This is a genomic window from Microbacterium arborescens, assembly GCF_049707515.1.
GTDB classification, from domain to species: domain Bacteria; phylum Actinomycetota; class Actinomycetes; order Actinomycetales; family Microbacteriaceae; genus Microbacterium; species Microbacterium arborescens_B.
The window spans coordinates 35,337-52,033 of sequence record NZ_JBNAFI010000007.1 but is presented as its reverse complement, the minus strand read 5'-3'; the positions used below and the strand labels follow the sequence as shown (position 1 = coordinate 52,033).

Sequence of the window (16,697 nt, the reverse complement as noted above, 5' to 3'; positions counted from 1 at the left end):
GCGGCCGCAGGACGAGCGGTGCTCAGAGCAGGGAGCGCACCCGCACCGACCGGCTGACCGATCCGTCGACCGCGTCGGCGTCGCTGGGCACGAACGTCGCCGTGAAGGCGTGCGTGCCGCGGCTGAGCCGGCCCAGGGTGTAGGCGGCCGCCCCGGAACGCACCGGCACGGTCGCGATCCGGCGATCGCCCTCCCGGAACTCCACCACGCCCGCGGCCGTTCCCTCGTCGAGCGAGACCACCGCGAGCAGCGTCGTAGGCAGGATGCCGTTGAGGTGCACCGGCAGCACGGGGAGCAGCAGCGTCCGGCTCGCCACCGGGTCTACGGCCTGCTCGACGTCGACCACGACCGATACCGTGGTTCCGCTCGCCGGGGCGGTCAGCGTGAGTGTCGCAGGGCCGGCGGGCACCTCGGCGGGGAGCGTGGCCTCGACGGCCGCGGTGCCACCCGACACCGGCACGGTCGTCAGGAGCGTGTCGCCCCAGCGCACCTCGAGGGAGGTGTTCTCCGGGGCGCCACGGCTGGTCATGTTCAGCCCGGAGACCGAGAACGACACCGGCGCGCCGGCCGTCGCCGTGTCGGGAACGCCCGACACCTGCACGGCCTGCTTCGCGAAATCGGGCTCGAGCGGCGCGTTGTCGGCGATGTAGTCGACCCAGGCCTCGTAGTCGAGCAGGCCGGTGTCGACGTAGTCGGTGCCCTCGGCGAAGACGCGGAAGTTGTCGCCGCCGGCCGCGAGGAACGAGAACGTGCCGATGCGGTACTCGCCCGCGGGATCGATGGGAGCGCCGTCGACCGTGACCGACGTGATCCTCTCGCCCTCGGGGAGCGCCGGGTCGTAGGTGTACTGCACGTTGTCCGACAGTCCCAGCTGCAGGTACGGTCGCTGCGGCACCGTGCCGTCGGCTGCGCGCTGCCACTGCTGCTCGAGCATCGTGGTGAACTGCTCGCCGGTCAGCGTCACGAGCGCGAGCGTGTTGTTGAACGGCAGCACGGCGTTCGCCTGCGAGAACGAGACGGTGCCGTCGGCGAGACCGGGCACGGCCGTCGCGCCGAACTCCGCCTGGGTGTCCCACAGGTCGGCACGGAGGCCGCCCGGGTTGGTGACGCCGATGACCGCACCGTCGGGCAGGTCGGCCAGGCTGTCGCGCAGCATCGTGGCCACGGTGTTGCCGAGGGCCGACTCCGACGCGCGGTCGTCGCGGCTGCCGCCGCTCCAGACGCCGTTGACGAAGGACCCGCCGGCATACGCGGTCGTGATGTCACCCGCCACCTCGCCGACGGCGGTGTTGCCGATCTCGGCCGCGTTCGCGAGCGCGGCCCGCACGATGGCGTCCACCTCGGCGACCCGGGGGTAGGACGCCACCAGCCCGGCGGCATCCGCGGTGGTGCGGGGGACGAGCTCCTCCGTGTGGGCGCTCACCGTGTACTCGTCCGGGTCGATCTCGAGCACGATCCGTCCGATGTTCGCGCCGTACGAGCCCGTCTGGACGACCGGACGGGTGCGGTCGGTGCCGGGGACGGCTGCCGACCATGCGTAGTCCTTGTGCGTGTGACCGGTGAAGATCGCGTCGACCTCCGCCGCGGTGTCGTTGACGAGCGCTGCGAACGCTCCGCCGGCGGCGAGCTCCTGCTCGAGGTCGGCGCCGTCTGCCGTGCCGGCTCCGGCACCCTCGTGGTAGAGCGCGACGAGCACGTCGGCTTCGCCGTTCGTCTCATCGCCGTCGCTCAGCTGCGCCGCGACACGATTGACCGCCTCGACGGGGTCGCCGAACTCCAGCGCCTCGATGCCGGCCGGACTGACCAGCGACGGCGTCTCTTCCGTCACCGCGCCGATGATGCCGACCGACAGCCCGTCGGCATCGACGATCGCGTATTCGGGAAGTGCGGGCGTGCGCGTGCCGGCCTCGTACACGTTGGCGCCGAGCTGCGGGTAGTCGGATGCCTCGGCGACGCGTCCGGACAGGTCGGCGAACCCCCGGTCGAACTCGTGGTTGCCCACGGCGCTCGCCTGCAGCTCGAGCGCGTTGAGGACATCGATCGTCGGCTGATCCTGCGCCACGGAAGACGCGAACAGCGACGCCCCGATGTTGTCACCGGCGGAGAGGAAGAGCACCGGCCCGTCAGCGGCCTCGCGGAGCTGCTCGACCGTGCCGGCGAAGGCGACGGTGTTGTTGTCGATGCGCCCGTGGAAGTCGTTGATACCCAGCAGGGTCAGCGAGACGGGCGCGGCCTCCGCGCCGATCCCCACGATGACGGGGTCGTGGTCGCTCGAGCGGTACGGATCGGGTGCGTCGAACAGCGTTCCGTGGTTGGCGTACCGGCTGTACTCGAGTGCGACCGACTCACCGGAGTTGATGTTCCAGATGTCGGCACCGGTCGCGCGTCCGAGCGCGGCGTCGTTGAGCAGGACGTGGTCCAGCGAACCCGACAGGCCCGAGAAGCTGTACGAGCTCCCGGCGACGTCGAAGGCCTGTTCCGCCGAGCTGAAGCCCGTCTCGTACAGCACCTGGAGCGGGTCCTCCTGGCCGTACGAGTTGAAGTCGCCGACCAGCGCGACGGCGTCGACCCCGGTCTCGGACTGCACCTCCGACACCCAGTCGCGCAGCGCCGTCGCCTGACGGACTCGCGACTCGACCGACGCGCCCTGGCCGTCGCCGGTGTCGGCGTCGCCCGGCCACGGACCGGCCGATCCCTTGGACTTGAAGTGGTTCACGACGAAGAGCAGATCGGCGCCGCCGCCGACGGGTGCGAAGACCTGCCCGATGGGCTCTCGCGCGTTGCCGAACGCCTCGCCGTCGTCGCTCTGATCGCCCAGCGCTCGTGCCGCACCGTCGGGGGTGACGAGAGCGGGCTGGTAGATGATCGCGTTCGTGATGACGTCCTGCTCGGATGCCGGCGGCAGGTCGGCCGACGAGGGCACGAATGCCCAGCGGTCTTCTCCGGCGGCGGCGTTCAGCGCATCGACGAGGGATGACGTCGCTTCGTCGGGGGCCTCGCCGAGAGCAGCGGAGTTCTCGATCTCCATGAGGCCGACCACCGAGGCATCCAGCTCGGTGATCGCGGCGACCAGCTTGCGCTGCTGGCGCTCGAAGTCTCCGGCATCCCAGGCGCCGCGCTGGTCGCATCCGTCGCGCACCGTGACGCCGTCGCCGAAGCGATCGGTGTACGCGACGCACGCGGCGTCGTCGGTGCCGAGCGTCGTGAAGTAGTTGAGCACGTTGAACGAGGCGATCGTGATGTCGCCGCCGACCGCCTCCGGAGCGGCCGTGCGCACCTGCTCGAAGACGACCTGATCCTCTCCCGCGCCGTTTCCGACGAGGGGCGCCGTGGGGTTGAGCTTCCAGGTGTCGTTGCGGAAATCGACGATGTGCGGGGCGGTGAACGTGGCGCCGGCTCCGACCACGACCGGCTCGCGGAGCGAGACGTACGGGGGAGTGAGCGCGCGGTTGCCACCCGTGAGGAAGTTGACGCTGGTGCCGTCGTCGAGCGTGACCGCCCGCGCGGCATTGTCCGCCGCGATCGCCGCGGCCTCCGGGGATCCCGGTCGCGCGACGTCGGTCGGCTGGCGCAGCGGCGCGTCGCCGGCCGCGAGACCGACCTCGCCGTACTGGTTGGTCGAGTACGTGTTCGTGACCGTGAAGGCTCCCTGGGGCTCGATGAGCATCGACTCGAGCACCTCGCGGCCCGCAGCGTCGGCCGGCCACGGCAGGCGTACCGGGGCGGGCCGCTCGGCGTCGGCGATGACGGCGGCCGCTCCCGTGGCCACGGTGATCTCGGTCAGCCCGTTGAACTCCGACACCACGCCCGTCAGCTCGACGGTGTCGCCCGGAGCCACCTCGCCGACAGCGCCGGGGGCGTACACGAAGACGGCGTCGGATGCCGTGCGACCGGCCGTCGTGTCGCCGCCTGTCCCCGGCGTCTGGATGACGTAGCCGTCCAGCCCGCCCGTCGGGTAGTGCGCCGTGACCACGCCCGAGGTCGTGACGGTGGCGCCGACGTGCGGGGAAGCGTCACCGTCGCCCTGGATCTCCGCGATCGTCCGCGCGATCGGGTCCGGCTCCGGCTCCGGCTCGGGGTCCGGGTCATCGCCGCCGAGGCCCAGCGGCGTGGGCGGACCGGCTGTGAAGTCGGCCGCGTTGTCCGCGGTGTTGGTGAGGGCGTCGTCACGCGCAACGGACGTCGCGTTGGTCGTCGCGGGCGCCGCGGCGGTGCCGGCGAAGTGCGTCGCGCCGCCCCAGCCGACGAGATCGACGACCTCGGCGCGATCCACGATCCCGGTGGCGCCGGCGAGAGCGTCGGTGCTCGAGACCAGCGCGACCTTGCCCTGCGAACCGCTGAGGGCGACCGTGCCCTCGATGTCGGCGTCGAAGCCCGGGAGCGAGGTGTTCGCCCCGGTGGCCTGACCGACGAGCACCTGGCCTCCGGCCGGGACGACGACGCCGGCGAGCGGGGTCACCTGCCACGATGATCCGGTCGCGGAGGCGTACTGCACGCTGTACTGCGACAGGTCGACGGTGGCATCCCCGACGTTGGCGATCTCGACGAAGTCGCGGTTGAACGGTGCGCCGTTGTTGCCGCCGCCGCCGTACACCTCGGAGATGACGAGGTCGGCGGCCGGATCGACGGCCGCCGCCGCGCTGATCGGGAACCCGATCGCCGAGGCGACGGTGGCCGCGGCGATCGCGGCGGCCAGAGCGCGCGAGCGCGCGCGAACGTGAACTGACGAGGTCACGGAGATCTCCCAGCGGCGCGGGCACGAGGGGGATGTCGCGCGGGGACCGGCCGTGCTTCGAGCTTCGGCTGAGGAACGCCTGGGAGCAAGCAACGAATGTGTTAAATCTTCCTCATCCCGTTCAGCGCGCGGGCAGGACCGCGATGCGACCCGGTGCCGCGGCGGCGCATGCCCGGGTGAGGCCCCGGGTAGACTTCCCAGGACATGTCTCCGCGCGCCCTCCAGCCGCTCGCGCCTGCGGCCACGCCGCCCGAGCTCATCCGCAACTTCTGCATCATTGCCCACATCGACCACGGCAAGTCGACGCTGGCCGATCGGATGCTGCAGATCACCGGCGTCGTCGCCGACCGCGATATGCGCGCGCAGTACCTCGATCGCATGGACATCGAGCGCGAGCGCGGCATCACGATCAAGAGCCAGGCCGTGCGGATGCCGTGGTCGAAGGACGCCGGCACCTTCGCGCTCAACATGATCGACACGCCCGGCCACGTCGACTTCACCTACGAGGTCAGCCGGTCGCTCGCCGCGTGCGAGGGCGCGATCCTGCTCGTCGACGCGGCGCAGGGCATCGAGGCCCAGACGCTCGCGAACCTGTACCTCGCGCTCGAGAACGACCTGCAGATCATTCCGGTCCTGAACAAGATCGACCTGCCCGCCGCCGATCCCGAGAAGTACGCGGCCGAGCTCGCGAACCTCATCGGCGGCGACCCCGAGGACGTCCTGCGTGTCAGCGGCAAGACCGGCATGGGGGTCGAGGAGCTCCTCGACCGCATCGTCGAACGCATCCCCGCCCCCGTCGGCGATGCCGAGGCGCCGGCCCGCGCGATGATCTTCGACTCGGTCTACGACGCGTACCGCGGCGTCGTCACTTACGTGCGCATGATCGACGGCAAACTCGAGCCCCGTGAGCGCATCCAGATGATGTCCACGCGCGCGACGCACGAGCTGCTCGAGATCGGCGTGTCGAGCCCGGAGCCCATCCCCACCAAGGGGCTCGGCGTGGGCGAAGTGGGATACCTGATCACCGGCGTCAAGGACGTGCGCCAGTCCAAGGTCGGCGACACGATCACGAACCACCGCAAGCCGGCCACCGAGGCGCTTCCGGGTTACACCGACCCCAAGCCGATGGTCTTCTCGGGCATTTACCCGATCGACGGCAGCGATTACGGGGACCTCCGCGAGGCGCTCGACAAGCTGAAGCTCTCCGACGCGTCGCTGCAGTACGAGCCCGAGACCTCCGTCGCGCTCGGCTTCGGGTTCCGGTGCGGCTTCCTGGGCCTCCTGCATCTCGAGATCATCACCGAACGCCTCTCCCGCGAGTTTGGCCTCGACCTGATCACCACGGCGCCGTCGGTGACCTACGAGGTCGCGACCGACACCGGCGAGACGGTCGTCGTCACCAACCCCAGCGAGTACCCCGACGGGCGGGTCGCAGAGGTCTCGGAGCCGGTGGTCAAGGTCGGCATCCTCGCGCCGAAGGACTACGTCGGCACCGTCATGGAGCTGTGCCAGTCCCGGCGCGGAACGCTGCTCGGGATGGACTACCTGAGCGAGGACCGCGTCGAGCTCCGCTACAACATGCCGCTCGGTGAGATCGTGTTCGACTTCTTCGACCACCTCAAGTCGCGCACGCAGGGCTACGCCAGCCTCGACTACGAGCCCGCCGGATCGCAGACGGCAGACCTCGTGAAGGTCGACATCCTGCTGCAGGGCGAGAAAGTCGACGCCTTCAGCTCGATCGTTCACCGCGAGAAGGCGTACGCCTACGGCACGATGATGACCGAGCGCCTCCGCAAGCTCATCCCGCGCCAGCAGTTCGAGGTACCCATCCAGGCGGCCATCGGTGCGCGCATCATCGCGCGAGAGAACATCCGGGCCATCCGCAAGGACGTCCTCGCGAAGTGCTACGGCGGTGACATCACCCGCAAGCGCAAGCTCCTCGAGAAGCAGAAAGAGGGCAAGAAGCGCATGAAGATGGTCGGACGCGTCGAGGTGCCGCAGGAGGCCTTCATCGCGGCCCTGTCGGGTGACGTCGAGGGCAAGGACAAGAAGTAGCCCTTTCGGGAGCAACGAGGAGACCCATGCATCACCGACGCGGGACCTTCCGAGACGAGACCGTCGACTACGCCGCGGTCGGCGCGACGCGTGCGCACGATCTGATGGCGTATCCGCCCGAGCGCAGCATCCCGGCCGAGGACGCCTGGCGCATCGGCAGCGGCCAGGCGCGGTTCGACACCGCGGCCGACCTCCTGATGTCGTGGGCGGCGCTGCGGGGTGCGGGCCTGCGGGTGGCGGACGTACGCCCCGCATCGGGCCCGATGTACACCGGTGTCGCCTTCGACGACGAGGGGAACGCCGTCGCTCCGAGCCGTATGGAGCACGAGCAGCGGTTCGCCGCCGACGGCACCCCCTACGTCGGCGCCGGCACGACGCTCCAGGTCCACGGGCGCGTGTCGGGTCAGCGGGCGGATGCGGAGCTGCGCGTCATCTTCGTCGACGAGGAGCCGCGGCGGGTCGCCTTCGCCCTCGGCACCGTCGGGGGGTCGGTCGTCAGCGGCGAGGAGTCGTTCCTCCTCGAGTGGCGCGACAACGACGAGGTGTGGTTCGTCGTCCGCGCGTTCGATCGCCCCACCGCCCTGGCGTATCGGATGCTCACGGGCCTCGTCCGCCGTCGCCGCCGGCTGCTGTTCCAGGGGTACCTCCGCGCGATCTCGCCGCTGTACGCGACGCCCGAGACCTGATGGGCGCAGCACTGCCCATCGGCGATCCGGTTCCCGTCGGCGGTACGCTGCCCGATGACCTCGTCGTCGTACCCGAGGTCCCGTTCGGTGTGTACCTGCACGTGCCGTTCTGCCGTGTGCGCTGCGGATACTGCGACTTCAACACCTACACCGCGACCGAGTTGCGGGGTGCGCGGCAGGATGCCTACGCCGACGAGGTGCTGCGCGAGATCGCGCTGTCGGCGACGGTGCTCGACGAGCGCGGCCCGCGGCGCCCGGCCCAGACGGTCTTCTTCGGCGGCGGGACGCCGACGCTGCTCCCGGCGGGCGACCTCGCACGGATGCTCGCGGGCGTCCGCGACACGTTCGGCATCGCGGCGGGCGCCGAGGTCACCGTCGAGGCGAACCCCGACACGATGTCGCAGCGGGTCGCCGACGAGCTGGCGGCCGCGGGGGTGACGCGGCTGTCGATCGGCATGCAGTCCGCCGTGCCGCACGTGCTGGCAGCGCTCGACCGGACGCACGATCCCGCCAACGTCGCCACCGCGGTCGCTGCGGCACGCGGCGCCGGCCTCGATGTCTCCGTCGATCTGATCTACGGCGCCCCGGGCGAGAGTCTGGACGACTGGCGCCGGTCGGTCGAGACAGCGGTGGCACTCGCACCCGACCACATCTCGGCGTACGCCCTCATCATCGAGGAGGGGACGCGGCTGGAGCGTCAGATTCGTCGCGGTGAGGTGCCGGCGCCCGACGACGACCTGCAGGCAGACATGTACGAGCTCGCCGACGGGCTTCTCGCCGCCACGGGCTTCGCCTGGTACGAGGTGTCGAACTGGGCTCGTTCAGCGGACCAGCGTTCTCGCCACAACCTGGCGTACTGGCGGGGCACGGACTGGTGGGGCTACGGACCCGGCGCCCACAGCCACGTCGCCGGACTGCGTTGGTGGAACGTCAAGCACCCCGCTGCGTACGCGCAGCGCCTCGCCGCCGGCGACTCGCCGGCGGCCGGACGCGAACGCCCCGATGAGCACGCTCGACGCCTCGAGTCGGTGCTGCTGCGCTCGCGCATCGTGGAAGGCCTCGCCGTGTCCGAGCTGGACGAGTCGGCGCGCCCCGCGGTGGCGTCCCTGATCGCCGACGGTCTGATCGAGGGGACGCAGGCGGTCCGCGGGCGCGTCGTCCTGACGCTCCGGGGCCGGTTGATGGCCGATGCGGTCGTGCGGGCGCTCACCGAGTGATCGCGGGAGGCGATCGAGGTCTCCCGCGCGATAGAATTGGCACTCACAGATATCGAGTGCCAAACAGGAGGTGACGGACATGGTCTCGGAACGCGGACTGCAGGTGCTGCGGGCGATCGTGCAGGACTATGTCGACACCCGCGAGCCCGTGGGCAGCAAGTCGATCGTCGAACGCCACGCCTTCGGAGTGTCGGCGGCGACGATCCGCAACGACATGGCTCTCCTCGAAGACGAGGATCTCATCGCGGCGCCTCACACGTCGTCCGGACGCGTCCCGACCGACAAGGGGTACCGCGTCTTCGTCGACCACCTCGCCGGGCTCCGCCCGCTGAGCACGGCTCAGCGCTCCGCGATCACGACCTTCCTCGACGGCCCGGCCGATCTCGACGATCTGCTCGTGCGCACCGTGCGCGCCCTGACCCAGCTGACCGGACAGGTCGCGATGGTCCAGTACCCCTCGTTCGCGCGGGCGCAGGTGTCGCACCTCGAGCTGGTGGATCTCGGCGGCGGTCGCCTCGTGGTCATCGTCGTCACCGACACCGGCCGTGTCTCGCAGCGGGTCGGCGTGGTCCGCACGGTGCTCGACGAGGCCCAGTTCGCGGTCGCCAAGGCGACGCTGCGCGCGGCGGTCACGGGGAGTGCGGTCAAGGACGCCGTGAGCGCGGTCTCGGCCTTGGCGGAGGGCGCGTCGGCGGGCGATCCGATCGGCGAAGCGGTGCGCGAGATCGCGCTGATCCTGGTCGAAGAGCTCGAGACCTTCCGACAGGACCGGCTTGTGATGGCCGGCACCGCGACCCTCGCGCGGCGTGAAGCGGACTTCCGCGGCAGCATCTATCCGTTGCTCGAGGCGATCGAGGAGCAGGTGACCCTGCTCCGCCTCATGGGCGAGATGGTCGCCGACGATCGCGGCGTGGCCGCCCGGATCGGACGGGAGAACGAGGCCTACGGGCTCTCCGAGGCCTCCGTCGTCACGAGCGACTACGACGTGCCGGGCTCGCACGCCCGCGTCGGACTCATGGGCCCCACCCGCATGGACTACCCGACCAACCTCGCGACGGTCCGCGCCGTCGCCCACTACCTCAGCCGGCTGCTCGAAGAAGACGAGAGCTCGCGCTGACCGTATCCATCCACGCCCGACCGGGCGGAAAGGCGATCCGTGGCTGACCACTACGAGGTCCTGGGCGTCGCGCGCGACGCGTCGCCCGACGAGATCAAGAAGGCGTACCGACGTCTCGCACGCGAACTGCACCCCGACGTGAACCCGGGGGAGGACGCATCCGAGCGATTCAAGCTCGTCACGCACGCCTACGACGTGCTGAGCGACCCCGAGCAGCGCCAGCGCTACGACATGGGCGGCGACTCCGCCGGCGGTTTCGGCGGCGCAGCGGGCTTCGGCGGGTTCAGCGACATCTTCGAGACGTTCTTCGGCGGCGGTGCAGGCGGGGGCGGCCGAGCGGGGCGTCCGCGCTCCCGGCGCGAGCGGGGGCAGGATGCCTTGGTGCGCGTGACCCTCGAGTTGGGCGATGTCGTCTTCGGCGTTCACCGCGACATCGAGGTCGACACCGCTGTGCTGTGCGAAACCTGCCAGGGTTCGTGCTGCCAGCCGGGCACCCAGCCCGTCACGTGCGACGTCTGCCACGGCGCGGGCAACGTGCAGCGCACCGTTCGGAGCCTGCTGGGCAACGTGGTCACCTCGCAGCCCTGCAACGTCTGCCAGGGATACGGCACCACGATCCCGTACCCCTGCACGACATGCCAGGGTCAGGGCCGCGTGCGGGCACGCCGCACCGTGTCGCTCGACATCCCCGCCGGCGTCGAGACGGGCCTGCGGCTGCAGCTGCCCGGTTCCGGCGAGGTCGGCCCCGCTGGCGGACCGAACGGCGACCTGTACCTCGAGGTCACCGTCGCGGCGCACGACGTCTTCAGCCGCGAGGGCGACGACCTGCTTGCAACGCTCGAGGTGTCGATGCCCGACGCCGTCCTCGGCGCGACGACGACCATCGAATCCCTCGACGGCCCCGTCGAGCTCGAACTGCGTCCCGGGGTGCAGGCCGGCGATGTCCTCACGATCAAGGGGCGCGGCATCACACCGCTGCGCGGCTCGACGCGTGGCGACCTGCGGGTCGGCGTCCACGTCGTGACCCCGACGCGCCTCGATGCCAAGGAGCGCGCCCTGATCGAGGAGCTGAAGAAGCGCACGAAGGCTCCCGCTCCGCGGCTCGCGGAGTTCCACCAGGGGATGTTCGCGAAGCTGCGCGACCGGTTCCGGAACAGCTGAACCGATGGCGCTGCACTTCCTCGTCGACGCGCCCCTCGGCGCGACGCCGGGCTCGACCGTCGAGCTCACCGGCGCCGAGGCGCACCACGCGGCGGGCGTCCGACGGGTGCGCGCCGGCGAGGCCGTGACGGTCGGCGACGGAGCGGGCGTCTGGTTGGAGGGCGTCGTCGTCGCGGCAGACCCGAAGCTCGTCCGGATCGAGGTCGTCTCACGCGCCGAACGGCCCGCCCCCGCTCGGCGCGTGACGCTCGTGCAGGCTCTCGCGAAGGGCGACCGGGACGAGCTCGCGGTGCAGGCCTGCACCGAGCTCGGCATCGACGCGATCGTTCCGTGGCAGGCCGCTCGGAGCGTGTCGCGATGGAGCGGGCCGAAGCTCGAACGCGGCGTGCAGCGCTGGACGACGATCGCACGTGAGGCCGCGAAGCAGGCGCATCGCGCGTGGCTTCCGGTCGTCGAGGCTCCCGTGACCACGAACGAGCTCGCAGCGCGATGCTCGTCGGAACGCGTGCTCGTCCTCGAGCCGACCGCGTCCGAGCGCCTCAGTGACGTCGATCTCGGCGGGGGCTCGGCCGGCGGCGACGATTCCGGTGGCAACGATACCGGTGTCGACGTCACGATCGTGGTCGGCCCCGAGGGCGGTATCGCGCCCGAGGAGCTCGACGCCCTGTGCGCCGCCGGTGCGATCGCCGTTCGTCTCGGCGACACCGTCCTGCGCACCTCGACCGCGGGCCCGGCCGCCCTCGGGGTCGTCAACGTCGCACTGGGCCGCTGGTGAGGCGCCACCTCGTCCCCGCGGGGCACCCCGCCGATAGACTGGGCGCATGAGCGAACCCTCTGTCTTCACGCGCATCCTCCGCGGCGAGATCCCGTCCGAGATCATCGCCGAGACCGAGAACGCGTTCGCCATTCGAGACATCGCACCGCAGGCGCCCGTGCACCTGCTGGTGATTCCCAAGTCCGAGCAGTACCGCACGGTGGTCGAGCTCGCCGCCGGCGACCCCGCCCTCCTCAGCGAGCTCGTGGGCCTCGCCAACACGGTCGCCGCCGAGCACGCCGACGGCGACTTCCGACTGATCTTCAACACCGGCGCCGGAGCGGGACAGACCGTGTTCCACGTCCATGCCCATGTGCTCGCCGGTGACCTGTCCGAAGGGAGCCTCGGTGGCTGATGCTTCCGAACCCGCCGTCGCGACGATCCTCGCCGACGGTGTCGCCATGGTCCAGCTCCTGGGCCCGCAGGACCGGCTCCTGCGCGTCGTGGAGCGCGAGCACCCGGACGTCGACGTCCTCGTGCGCGGCAACGAGATCACCCTCACCGGGACGAGCGGCGACGTCGCCGCAGCGAAGTCGCTCGTCGACGAGCTGATCGCGATGGCCCGGGCCGGGCAAGGACTCGACCCGAGCGACGTCACAACCTCCAGCCGCATCCTGCAGCGTCGTGTCGGCGACGAGGGGCCCCGCCCCTCCGAGGTGCTCGGCGAGGCGATCCTGTCGTCGCGCGGCAAGGTGATCCGGCCCAAGACGCTCGGACAGAAGGCTTACGTCGATGCGATCGAGGAGAACACGATCGTCTTCGGCATCGGGCCCGCCGGCACGGGAAAGACGTACCTCGCGATGGCCAAGGCCGTTCAGGCGCTGCAGCGCAAAGAGGTCAATCGGATCATCCTGACGCGTCCCGCGGTCGAAGCAGGCGAACGGCTGGGCTTCCTGCCCGGCACGCTCACCGACAAGATCGACCCCTACCTGCGTCCGCTGTACGACGCGCTCAACGAGATGCTCGACCCCGAGCTCGTCCCCAAGCTCATGGCCAGCGGCACGATCGAGGTCGCGCCGCTCGCCTACATGCGCGGGCGGACGCTGAACGACTCGTTCGTCGTGCTCGACGAGGCGCAGAACACCACCCCCGAGCAGATGAAGATGTTCCTGACGCGGCTGGGCTTCGGCACGCGGATGGTGGTCACCGGCGACATCACGCAGGTCGACCTGCCCCAGGGAACCTCCGGGCTCCGCACGGTGACGCGCGTGCTGAAGGGCATCGACGACATCCACTTCGCCACCCTCACGAGCGACGACGTGGTGCGGCACACACTCGTCGGTCGCATCGTCGACGCCTACAGCGAGTACGACGAGCAGCGCCTGGCCGCGCGGCGCGAGCGCGACGAGGCCTCCGAGTTCGCCAACCGGGCCGAGCGACGCACCGCATCGCGCCCCGCCGGTCCGCGCGACCGACTCCCGAAACGAGGACGTTCATCATGACGATCGAGATCACCAACGAGTCCGGCGTCTCGGTGGACGAGACGGTGCTGCTGCGCCTGACCGAGCACAACCTCGCCCAGCTGAACGTCAGCCCCGACGCCGATCTCGCCATCCTCCTCGTCGACGAGGGCGCGATGGAGTCGCTGCACGTGCAGTGGATGGACGAGCCCGGGCCCACCGACGTCCTGAGCTTCCCGATGGACGAGCTGCGCCCCGGCACCGAGGACGCACCGACGCCTCCGGGACTGCTCGGCGACATCGTCCTGTGCCCACAGGTGGCCGAGACGCAGGCGCAGGCCGCGCGCCATACGACCCTCGACGAGCTGATCCTGCTCACCACTCACGGTCTCCTCCACCTCCTCGGCTTCGACCACGCCGAGCCCGACGACGAGCGTGAGATGTTCGGGCTGCAGCGCGAGCTGATCGCCGCCTTCCACGCGAGCGAGCGCCGGCGCGCGTGACGGTCTTCCTCCTCGTCCTCGGCGCGGTCCTCCTCGTCGCGCTCGGGGGACTGATGGCCGCCCTCGACGCAGCGCTCGGCGTCACTTCGCGGGCGGACCTGTCCGACTGGGCCGAGACGAGCCAGCGACCGCAGTCCCTCCGTCGCATCGCCGACGACACGACGGCGCATGGCAACGCGGTGGTCTTCATCCGCATCCTCGCCGAGTCGACCGCCGCGGTGTTCGTCACCGCGGCCTTCGTCCTCGCGCTCGACAACCTGTGGTGGGCGATCCTCGCCGCCGCCGTCCTCATGACGGCGGTCTCGTTCGTCCTGGTCGGTGCGAGTCCGCGCTCCGTCGGTCGCCAGCACGCGCGGGGACTGCTGATCGCGTGCGCCCCGATCGTGCGCGGCGCCCGCATCGTGCTCGGACCCCTGGCCCACCTTCTCGTGATCGTGGGAAACCGGGTGACGCCCGGCATCTCCCGCGGAACGTCGTTCGCGTCGGAGGAGCAGCTGCTGAGCATGGTCGACGAGGCCGTCTCTCAGGACCTCATCGAAGCCGACGACCGCGACCTGATCCACTCGGTGTTCGACTTCACCGACACGCTCGTCCGCGCCGTCATGGTTCCGCGGACGGACATGGTCACCGTGCCGCAGACGGCCACGACGCACGAGGCGCTCGCCCTCTTCCTCGAACGGGGGGTGTCGCGCGTACCGGTCACCGACGATGAGCGCGACGACATCGTCGGGGTCGTCTACCTGAAGGATCTCGTCCAGTTCTCGTACGGCGAGGCCACCGGCTGGCGCGACGTGCCCGTCGGGCGGGTCGCGCGTCCGGCGGTGTTCGTACCGGAGTCGATGCGCGCCGAGTCGCTCCTGCAGCAGATGAAGCGGGATGCCGTGCACGTGTGCCTCGTCGTCGACGAGTACGGCGGCGTCGCGGGGCTCATCACGCTGGAGGACCTCATCGAGGAGCTCGTCGGCGAGATCGCCGACGAGTACGACCGCGGCGCGGCGGAGGTCGTCGAACTCGAGCCGGGTCGTTACCGCGTGAGCGCGCGCCTCGGGCTCGACGAGGTCGGGGAACTGTTCGGCATCGAGCTCGACGACGACGACGTCGACTCGATCGGCGGTCTGCTCGGCAAACGCCTCGGCCGCGTCCCGATGCCCGGCGCGACGGTCACGACGGACGGCGTGACGATCACCGGCGGTGTCTCGCGTGGGCGCGGACGGGGCCTCGCGACGGTCTTCGTCGAACGGGCACCCGCCGCCGACGGTTCTGACGACACGGCATACCCGCGCACCGGCGAGGTCCGCGTGGCACGAAGAGGAGAAGACAGCAGATGAGCGCAGCACAGAGCCGGTCCGGGTTCGCGACCTTCGTGGGGCGCCCGAACGTGGGCAAGTCCACGCTGACGAACGCCCTGGTCGGCGAGAAGGTCGCGATCACGAGCGACAAGCCGCAGACGACGAGGCGCGCGATCCGCGGCATCCTCAACCGGCCGGCCGGTCAGCTCGTCATCGTCGACACCCCCGGCATCCACAAGCCGCGCACGCTGCTCGGGCAGCGACTCAACGACCTCGTCGAGCAGGTGCTCGGCGACGTCGATGTCATCGGATTCCTCGTGCCCGCTGTCGACAAGGTCGGCCCCGGCGACCGACGCATCGCCGCCTCGCTCGACGGGTACCCGCGCGCGAAGAAGGTCGCCATCGTGACCAAGACCGATCTGGCGAGCCGAGACGAGATCATGGAGCGTCTCATGGAGGTCGACAGTCTGCGCGAGGACTGGGCGGCGGTCATCCCGCTCTCGGCCGTCACCGACGAGCAGCTGGACGTGCTCACCGACGAGCTCCTCGCCCTCATGCCGGAGGGACCTGCTCTGTACCCCGACGACGTGGTGACGGACGAGTCCACCGAGGACCGCATCGCCGAGATCATCCGCGAAGCGGCGCTCGAGGGCGTCCGGGACGAGCTGCCCCACTCGATCGCCGTGACCGTCGAGGATGTGGCGCCTCGGGAGGGATCCGACCTCACTGACGTGTACGCGAACATCGTCGTCGAGCGCGACAGCCAGAAGGCGATCATCATCGGACGCAAGGGGTCGCGCCTCGCCGATGTCGGGGCCCGGGCGCGAGCGCAGATCGAGCCGCTGCTGGGAACCCGTGTCTTCCTCTCGCTCCGCGTGCGCGTGGCCAAGGAATGGCAGCGCGACCCGAAGCAGCTCGGCCGCCTCGGGTTCTAACCGACCTCGCGCATCGCCGATTGGATGACCACGACGTCGGGCCCGAACTCCGCGTCGGCGGCATCCTGGAGCGTCCCGTCGTCCCACACGACGGTCACCCAGAGACGGCCGTCGTAAGCACCCGAGGCCAGCACGGCGTCACCGAGGGTGTCGTGCACGCGCTGTTCGACATCTCGCAGTTCCGCGTCGTCGGAGGTGCCGGGGACGCCGCCGGTCGGATCCTCCACCGGCATCGGGTCGTAGAGCGCCAGCGGTACCGCGGGTGCCGACACGCTGAGAGTCGCGCCGTCGAACCGGCCCTGGACCGCGTACGAGCCCCACCGGGCTCCCGCCGAAGCGGTCGCGTCGGTCACGGCGGTCCAGTCCCATCCGCGGAGCGGGATGCCGGTGCACTGCGGGGGAGCGGACTCGGCGACGGCTCCGAGACAGAGCTGGGCGCCCGAGCCGTCGTCGAGCACCGTGCCCTGCGCAACGATGTCGCCCGAGGGCGGCGCGGGATCGAGCGAGGTCGGAGCGGCCGCGGGCGTGCCCGCGCATCCGGCGGTCATCGCGACGGCACAGACGAGGAGGGCGGTCAGGCCCAGACGCGCAGTTCTCATACTCCGTCAGTGTCGCCCACGATGCGATCGTCTCGGCGACGGCACGCCCGTGTGCGCGGGAGCTGCGTGCAGGTGTAGCCTGGGCGCATGCGCTTCGGCCGACTTCTCCTCCTTAGTCGCCGCGACGAGTCCTCGTTCTAGGGCCTCTCTCGTCGCGGAGCTTCGCGTTGGCCCGCCACACCCGAT

Annotated in this window: 13 protein-coding genes; 11 read left to right on the top strand and 2 right to left on the bottom strand. The window is 70.6% G+C overall.

The window, feature by feature from the left end; translation table 11 throughout:
* Positions 1 to 22: 22 nt before the first annotated feature.
* A complete protein-coding gene (locus tag ACPYN5_RS13490) occupies positions 23 to 4,735 on the bottom strand; it encodes an ExeM/NucH family extracellular endonuclease (protein WP_424449506.1) in 4,713 nt (1,570 codons plus the stop codon).
* Positions 4,736 to 4,939: 204 nt separating this feature from the next.
* On the opposite strand from ACPYN5_RS13490, the gene lepA reads away from it, so the two are divergent.
* The 11 genes from lepA (at position 4,940) to era (ending at position 15,912) form a co-directional block, all read left to right on the top strand.
* A complete protein-coding gene (gene lepA / locus ACPYN5_RS13485; protein WP_424449505.1) occupies positions 4,940 to 6,790 on the top strand; it encodes a translation elongation factor 4 in 1,851 nt (616 codons plus the stop codon).
* A 26-nt stretch (positions 6,791 to 6,816) separates the two neighbouring features.
* Entirely contained in the window at positions 6,817 to 7,476 is a 660-nt protein-coding gene (locus ACPYN5_RS13480) for a DUF1990 family protein (RefSeq protein WP_424449503.1), read from the top strand.
* The gene (gene hemW, locus ACPYN5_RS13475) at positions 7,476 to 8,693 is read left to right on the top strand and encodes a radical SAM family heme chaperone HemW (protein WP_424449502.1); all 1,218 of its coding nucleotides are present in this window, start codon (positions 7,476 to 7,478) and stop codon (positions 8,691 to 8,693) included. Before ACPYN5_RS13480 ends, hemW begins: the two co-directional genes overlap by 1 nt.
* Positions 8,694 to 8,772: 79 nt before the next feature.
* A complete protein-coding gene (hrcA, locus tag ACPYN5_RS13470; RefSeq protein WP_424449501.1) occupies positions 8,773 to 9,810 on the top strand; it encodes a heat-inducible transcriptional repressor HrcA in 1,038 nt (345 codons plus the stop codon).
* 39 nt (positions 9,811 to 9,849) lie between these two features.
* On the top strand, positions 9,850 to 10,971 hold the full coding sequence (gene dnaJ / locus ACPYN5_RS13465; RefSeq protein ID WP_424449500.1) for a molecular chaperone DnaJ: 1,122 nt from the start codon (positions 9,850 to 9,852) through the stop codon (positions 10,969 to 10,971).
* A gap of 4 nt (positions 10,972 to 10,975) precedes the next feature.
* Positions 10,976 to 11,746, top strand: coding sequence for a 16S rRNA (uracil(1498)-N(3))-methyltransferase (locus ACPYN5_RS13460; protein ID WP_424449499.1), 771 nt, complete (start codon positions 10,976 to 10,978; stop codon positions 11,744 to 11,746).
* 46 nt (positions 11,747 to 11,792) lie between these two features.
* Entirely contained in the window at positions 11,793 to 12,140 is a 348-nt protein-coding gene (locus tag ACPYN5_RS13455; RefSeq protein ID WP_424449498.1) for an HIT domain-containing protein, read from the top strand.
* Positions 12,097 to 13,227 carry a PhoH family protein gene (locus ACPYN5_RS13450; protein ID WP_424449677.1) on the top strand — a complete coding sequence of 377 codons (1,131 nt, stop codon included), beginning with the start codon at positions 12,097 to 12,099 and terminating at the stop codon, positions 13,225 to 13,227. Before ACPYN5_RS13455 ends, ACPYN5_RS13450 begins: the two co-directional genes overlap by 44 nt.
* On the top strand, positions 13,224 to 13,688 hold the full coding sequence (ybeY, locus tag ACPYN5_RS13445) for an rRNA maturation RNase YbeY (RefSeq protein WP_424449497.1): 465 nt from the start codon (positions 13,224 to 13,226) through the stop codon (positions 13,686 to 13,688). Before ACPYN5_RS13450 ends, ybeY begins: the two co-directional genes overlap by 4 nt.
* Complete coding sequence (locus tag ACPYN5_RS13440; RefSeq protein WP_424449496.1) at positions 13,685 to 15,016, top strand: hemolysin family protein; 1,332 nt, start codon at positions 13,685 to 13,687, stop codon at positions 15,014 to 15,016. The genes ybeY and ACPYN5_RS13440 overlap by 4 nt, the downstream gene beginning before the upstream one ends.
* A complete protein-coding gene (gene era / locus ACPYN5_RS13435) occupies positions 15,013 to 15,912 on the top strand; it encodes a GTPase Era (RefSeq protein WP_424449495.1) in 900 nt (299 codons plus the stop codon). The genes ACPYN5_RS13440 and era overlap by 4 nt, the downstream gene beginning before the upstream one ends.
* Here the strand turns inward: era and ACPYN5_RS13430 are convergent.
* Positions 15,909 to 16,511 carry a hypothetical protein gene (locus tag ACPYN5_RS13430; RefSeq protein WP_424449494.1) on the bottom strand — a complete coding sequence of 201 codons (603 nt, stop codon included), beginning with the start codon at positions 16,509 to 16,511 and terminating at the stop codon, positions 15,909 to 15,911. The two genes, era and ACPYN5_RS13430, sit on opposite strands and share 4 nt — an antisense overlap.
* Positions 16,512 to 16,697: the final 186 nt, after the last annotated feature.

Excerpts from the sequence above, each read along its gene's own strand:
- lepA (WP_424449505.1), top strand. The coding sequence starts at position 4,940 with ATGTCTCCGCGCGCCCTCCAGCCGCTCGCGCCTGCGGCCACGCCGCCC.
- ACPYN5_RS13480 (WP_424449503.1), top strand. The coding sequence starts at position 6,817 with ATGCATCACCGACGCGGGACCTTCCGAGACGAGACCGTCGACTACGCC.
- ACPYN5_RS13455 (WP_424449498.1), top strand. The coding sequence starts at position 11,793 with ATGAGCGAACCCTCTGTCTTCACGCGCATCCTCCGCGGCGAGATCCCG.
- ybeY (WP_424449497.1), top strand. The coding sequence starts at position 13,224 with ATGACGATCGAGATCACCAACGAGTCCGGCGTCTCGGTGGACGAGACG.
- hrcA (WP_424449501.1), top strand. The coding sequence starts at position 8,773 with ATGGTCTCGGAACGCGGACTGCAGGTGCTGCGGGCGATCGTGCAGGAC.
- hemW (WP_424449502.1), top strand. The coding sequence starts at position 7,476 with ATGGGCGCAGCACTGCCCATCGGCGATCCGGTTCCCGTCGGCGGTACG.
- ACPYN5_RS13450 (WP_424449677.1), top strand. The coding sequence starts at position 12,097 with ATGTGCTCGCCGGTGACCTGTCCGAAGGGAGCCTCGGTGGCTGATGCT.
- ACPYN5_RS13430 (WP_424449494.1), bottom strand. The coding sequence starts at position 16,511 with ATGAGAACTGCGCGTCTGGGCCTGACCGCCCTCCTCGTCTGTGCCGTC.
- ACPYN5_RS13460 (WP_424449499.1), top strand. The coding sequence starts at position 10,976 with ATGGCGCTGCACTTCCTCGTCGACGCGCCCCTCGGCGCGACGCCGGGC.
- era (WP_424449495.1), top strand. The coding sequence starts at position 15,013 with ATGAGCGCAGCACAGAGCCGGTCCGGGTTCGCGACCTTCGTGGGGCGC.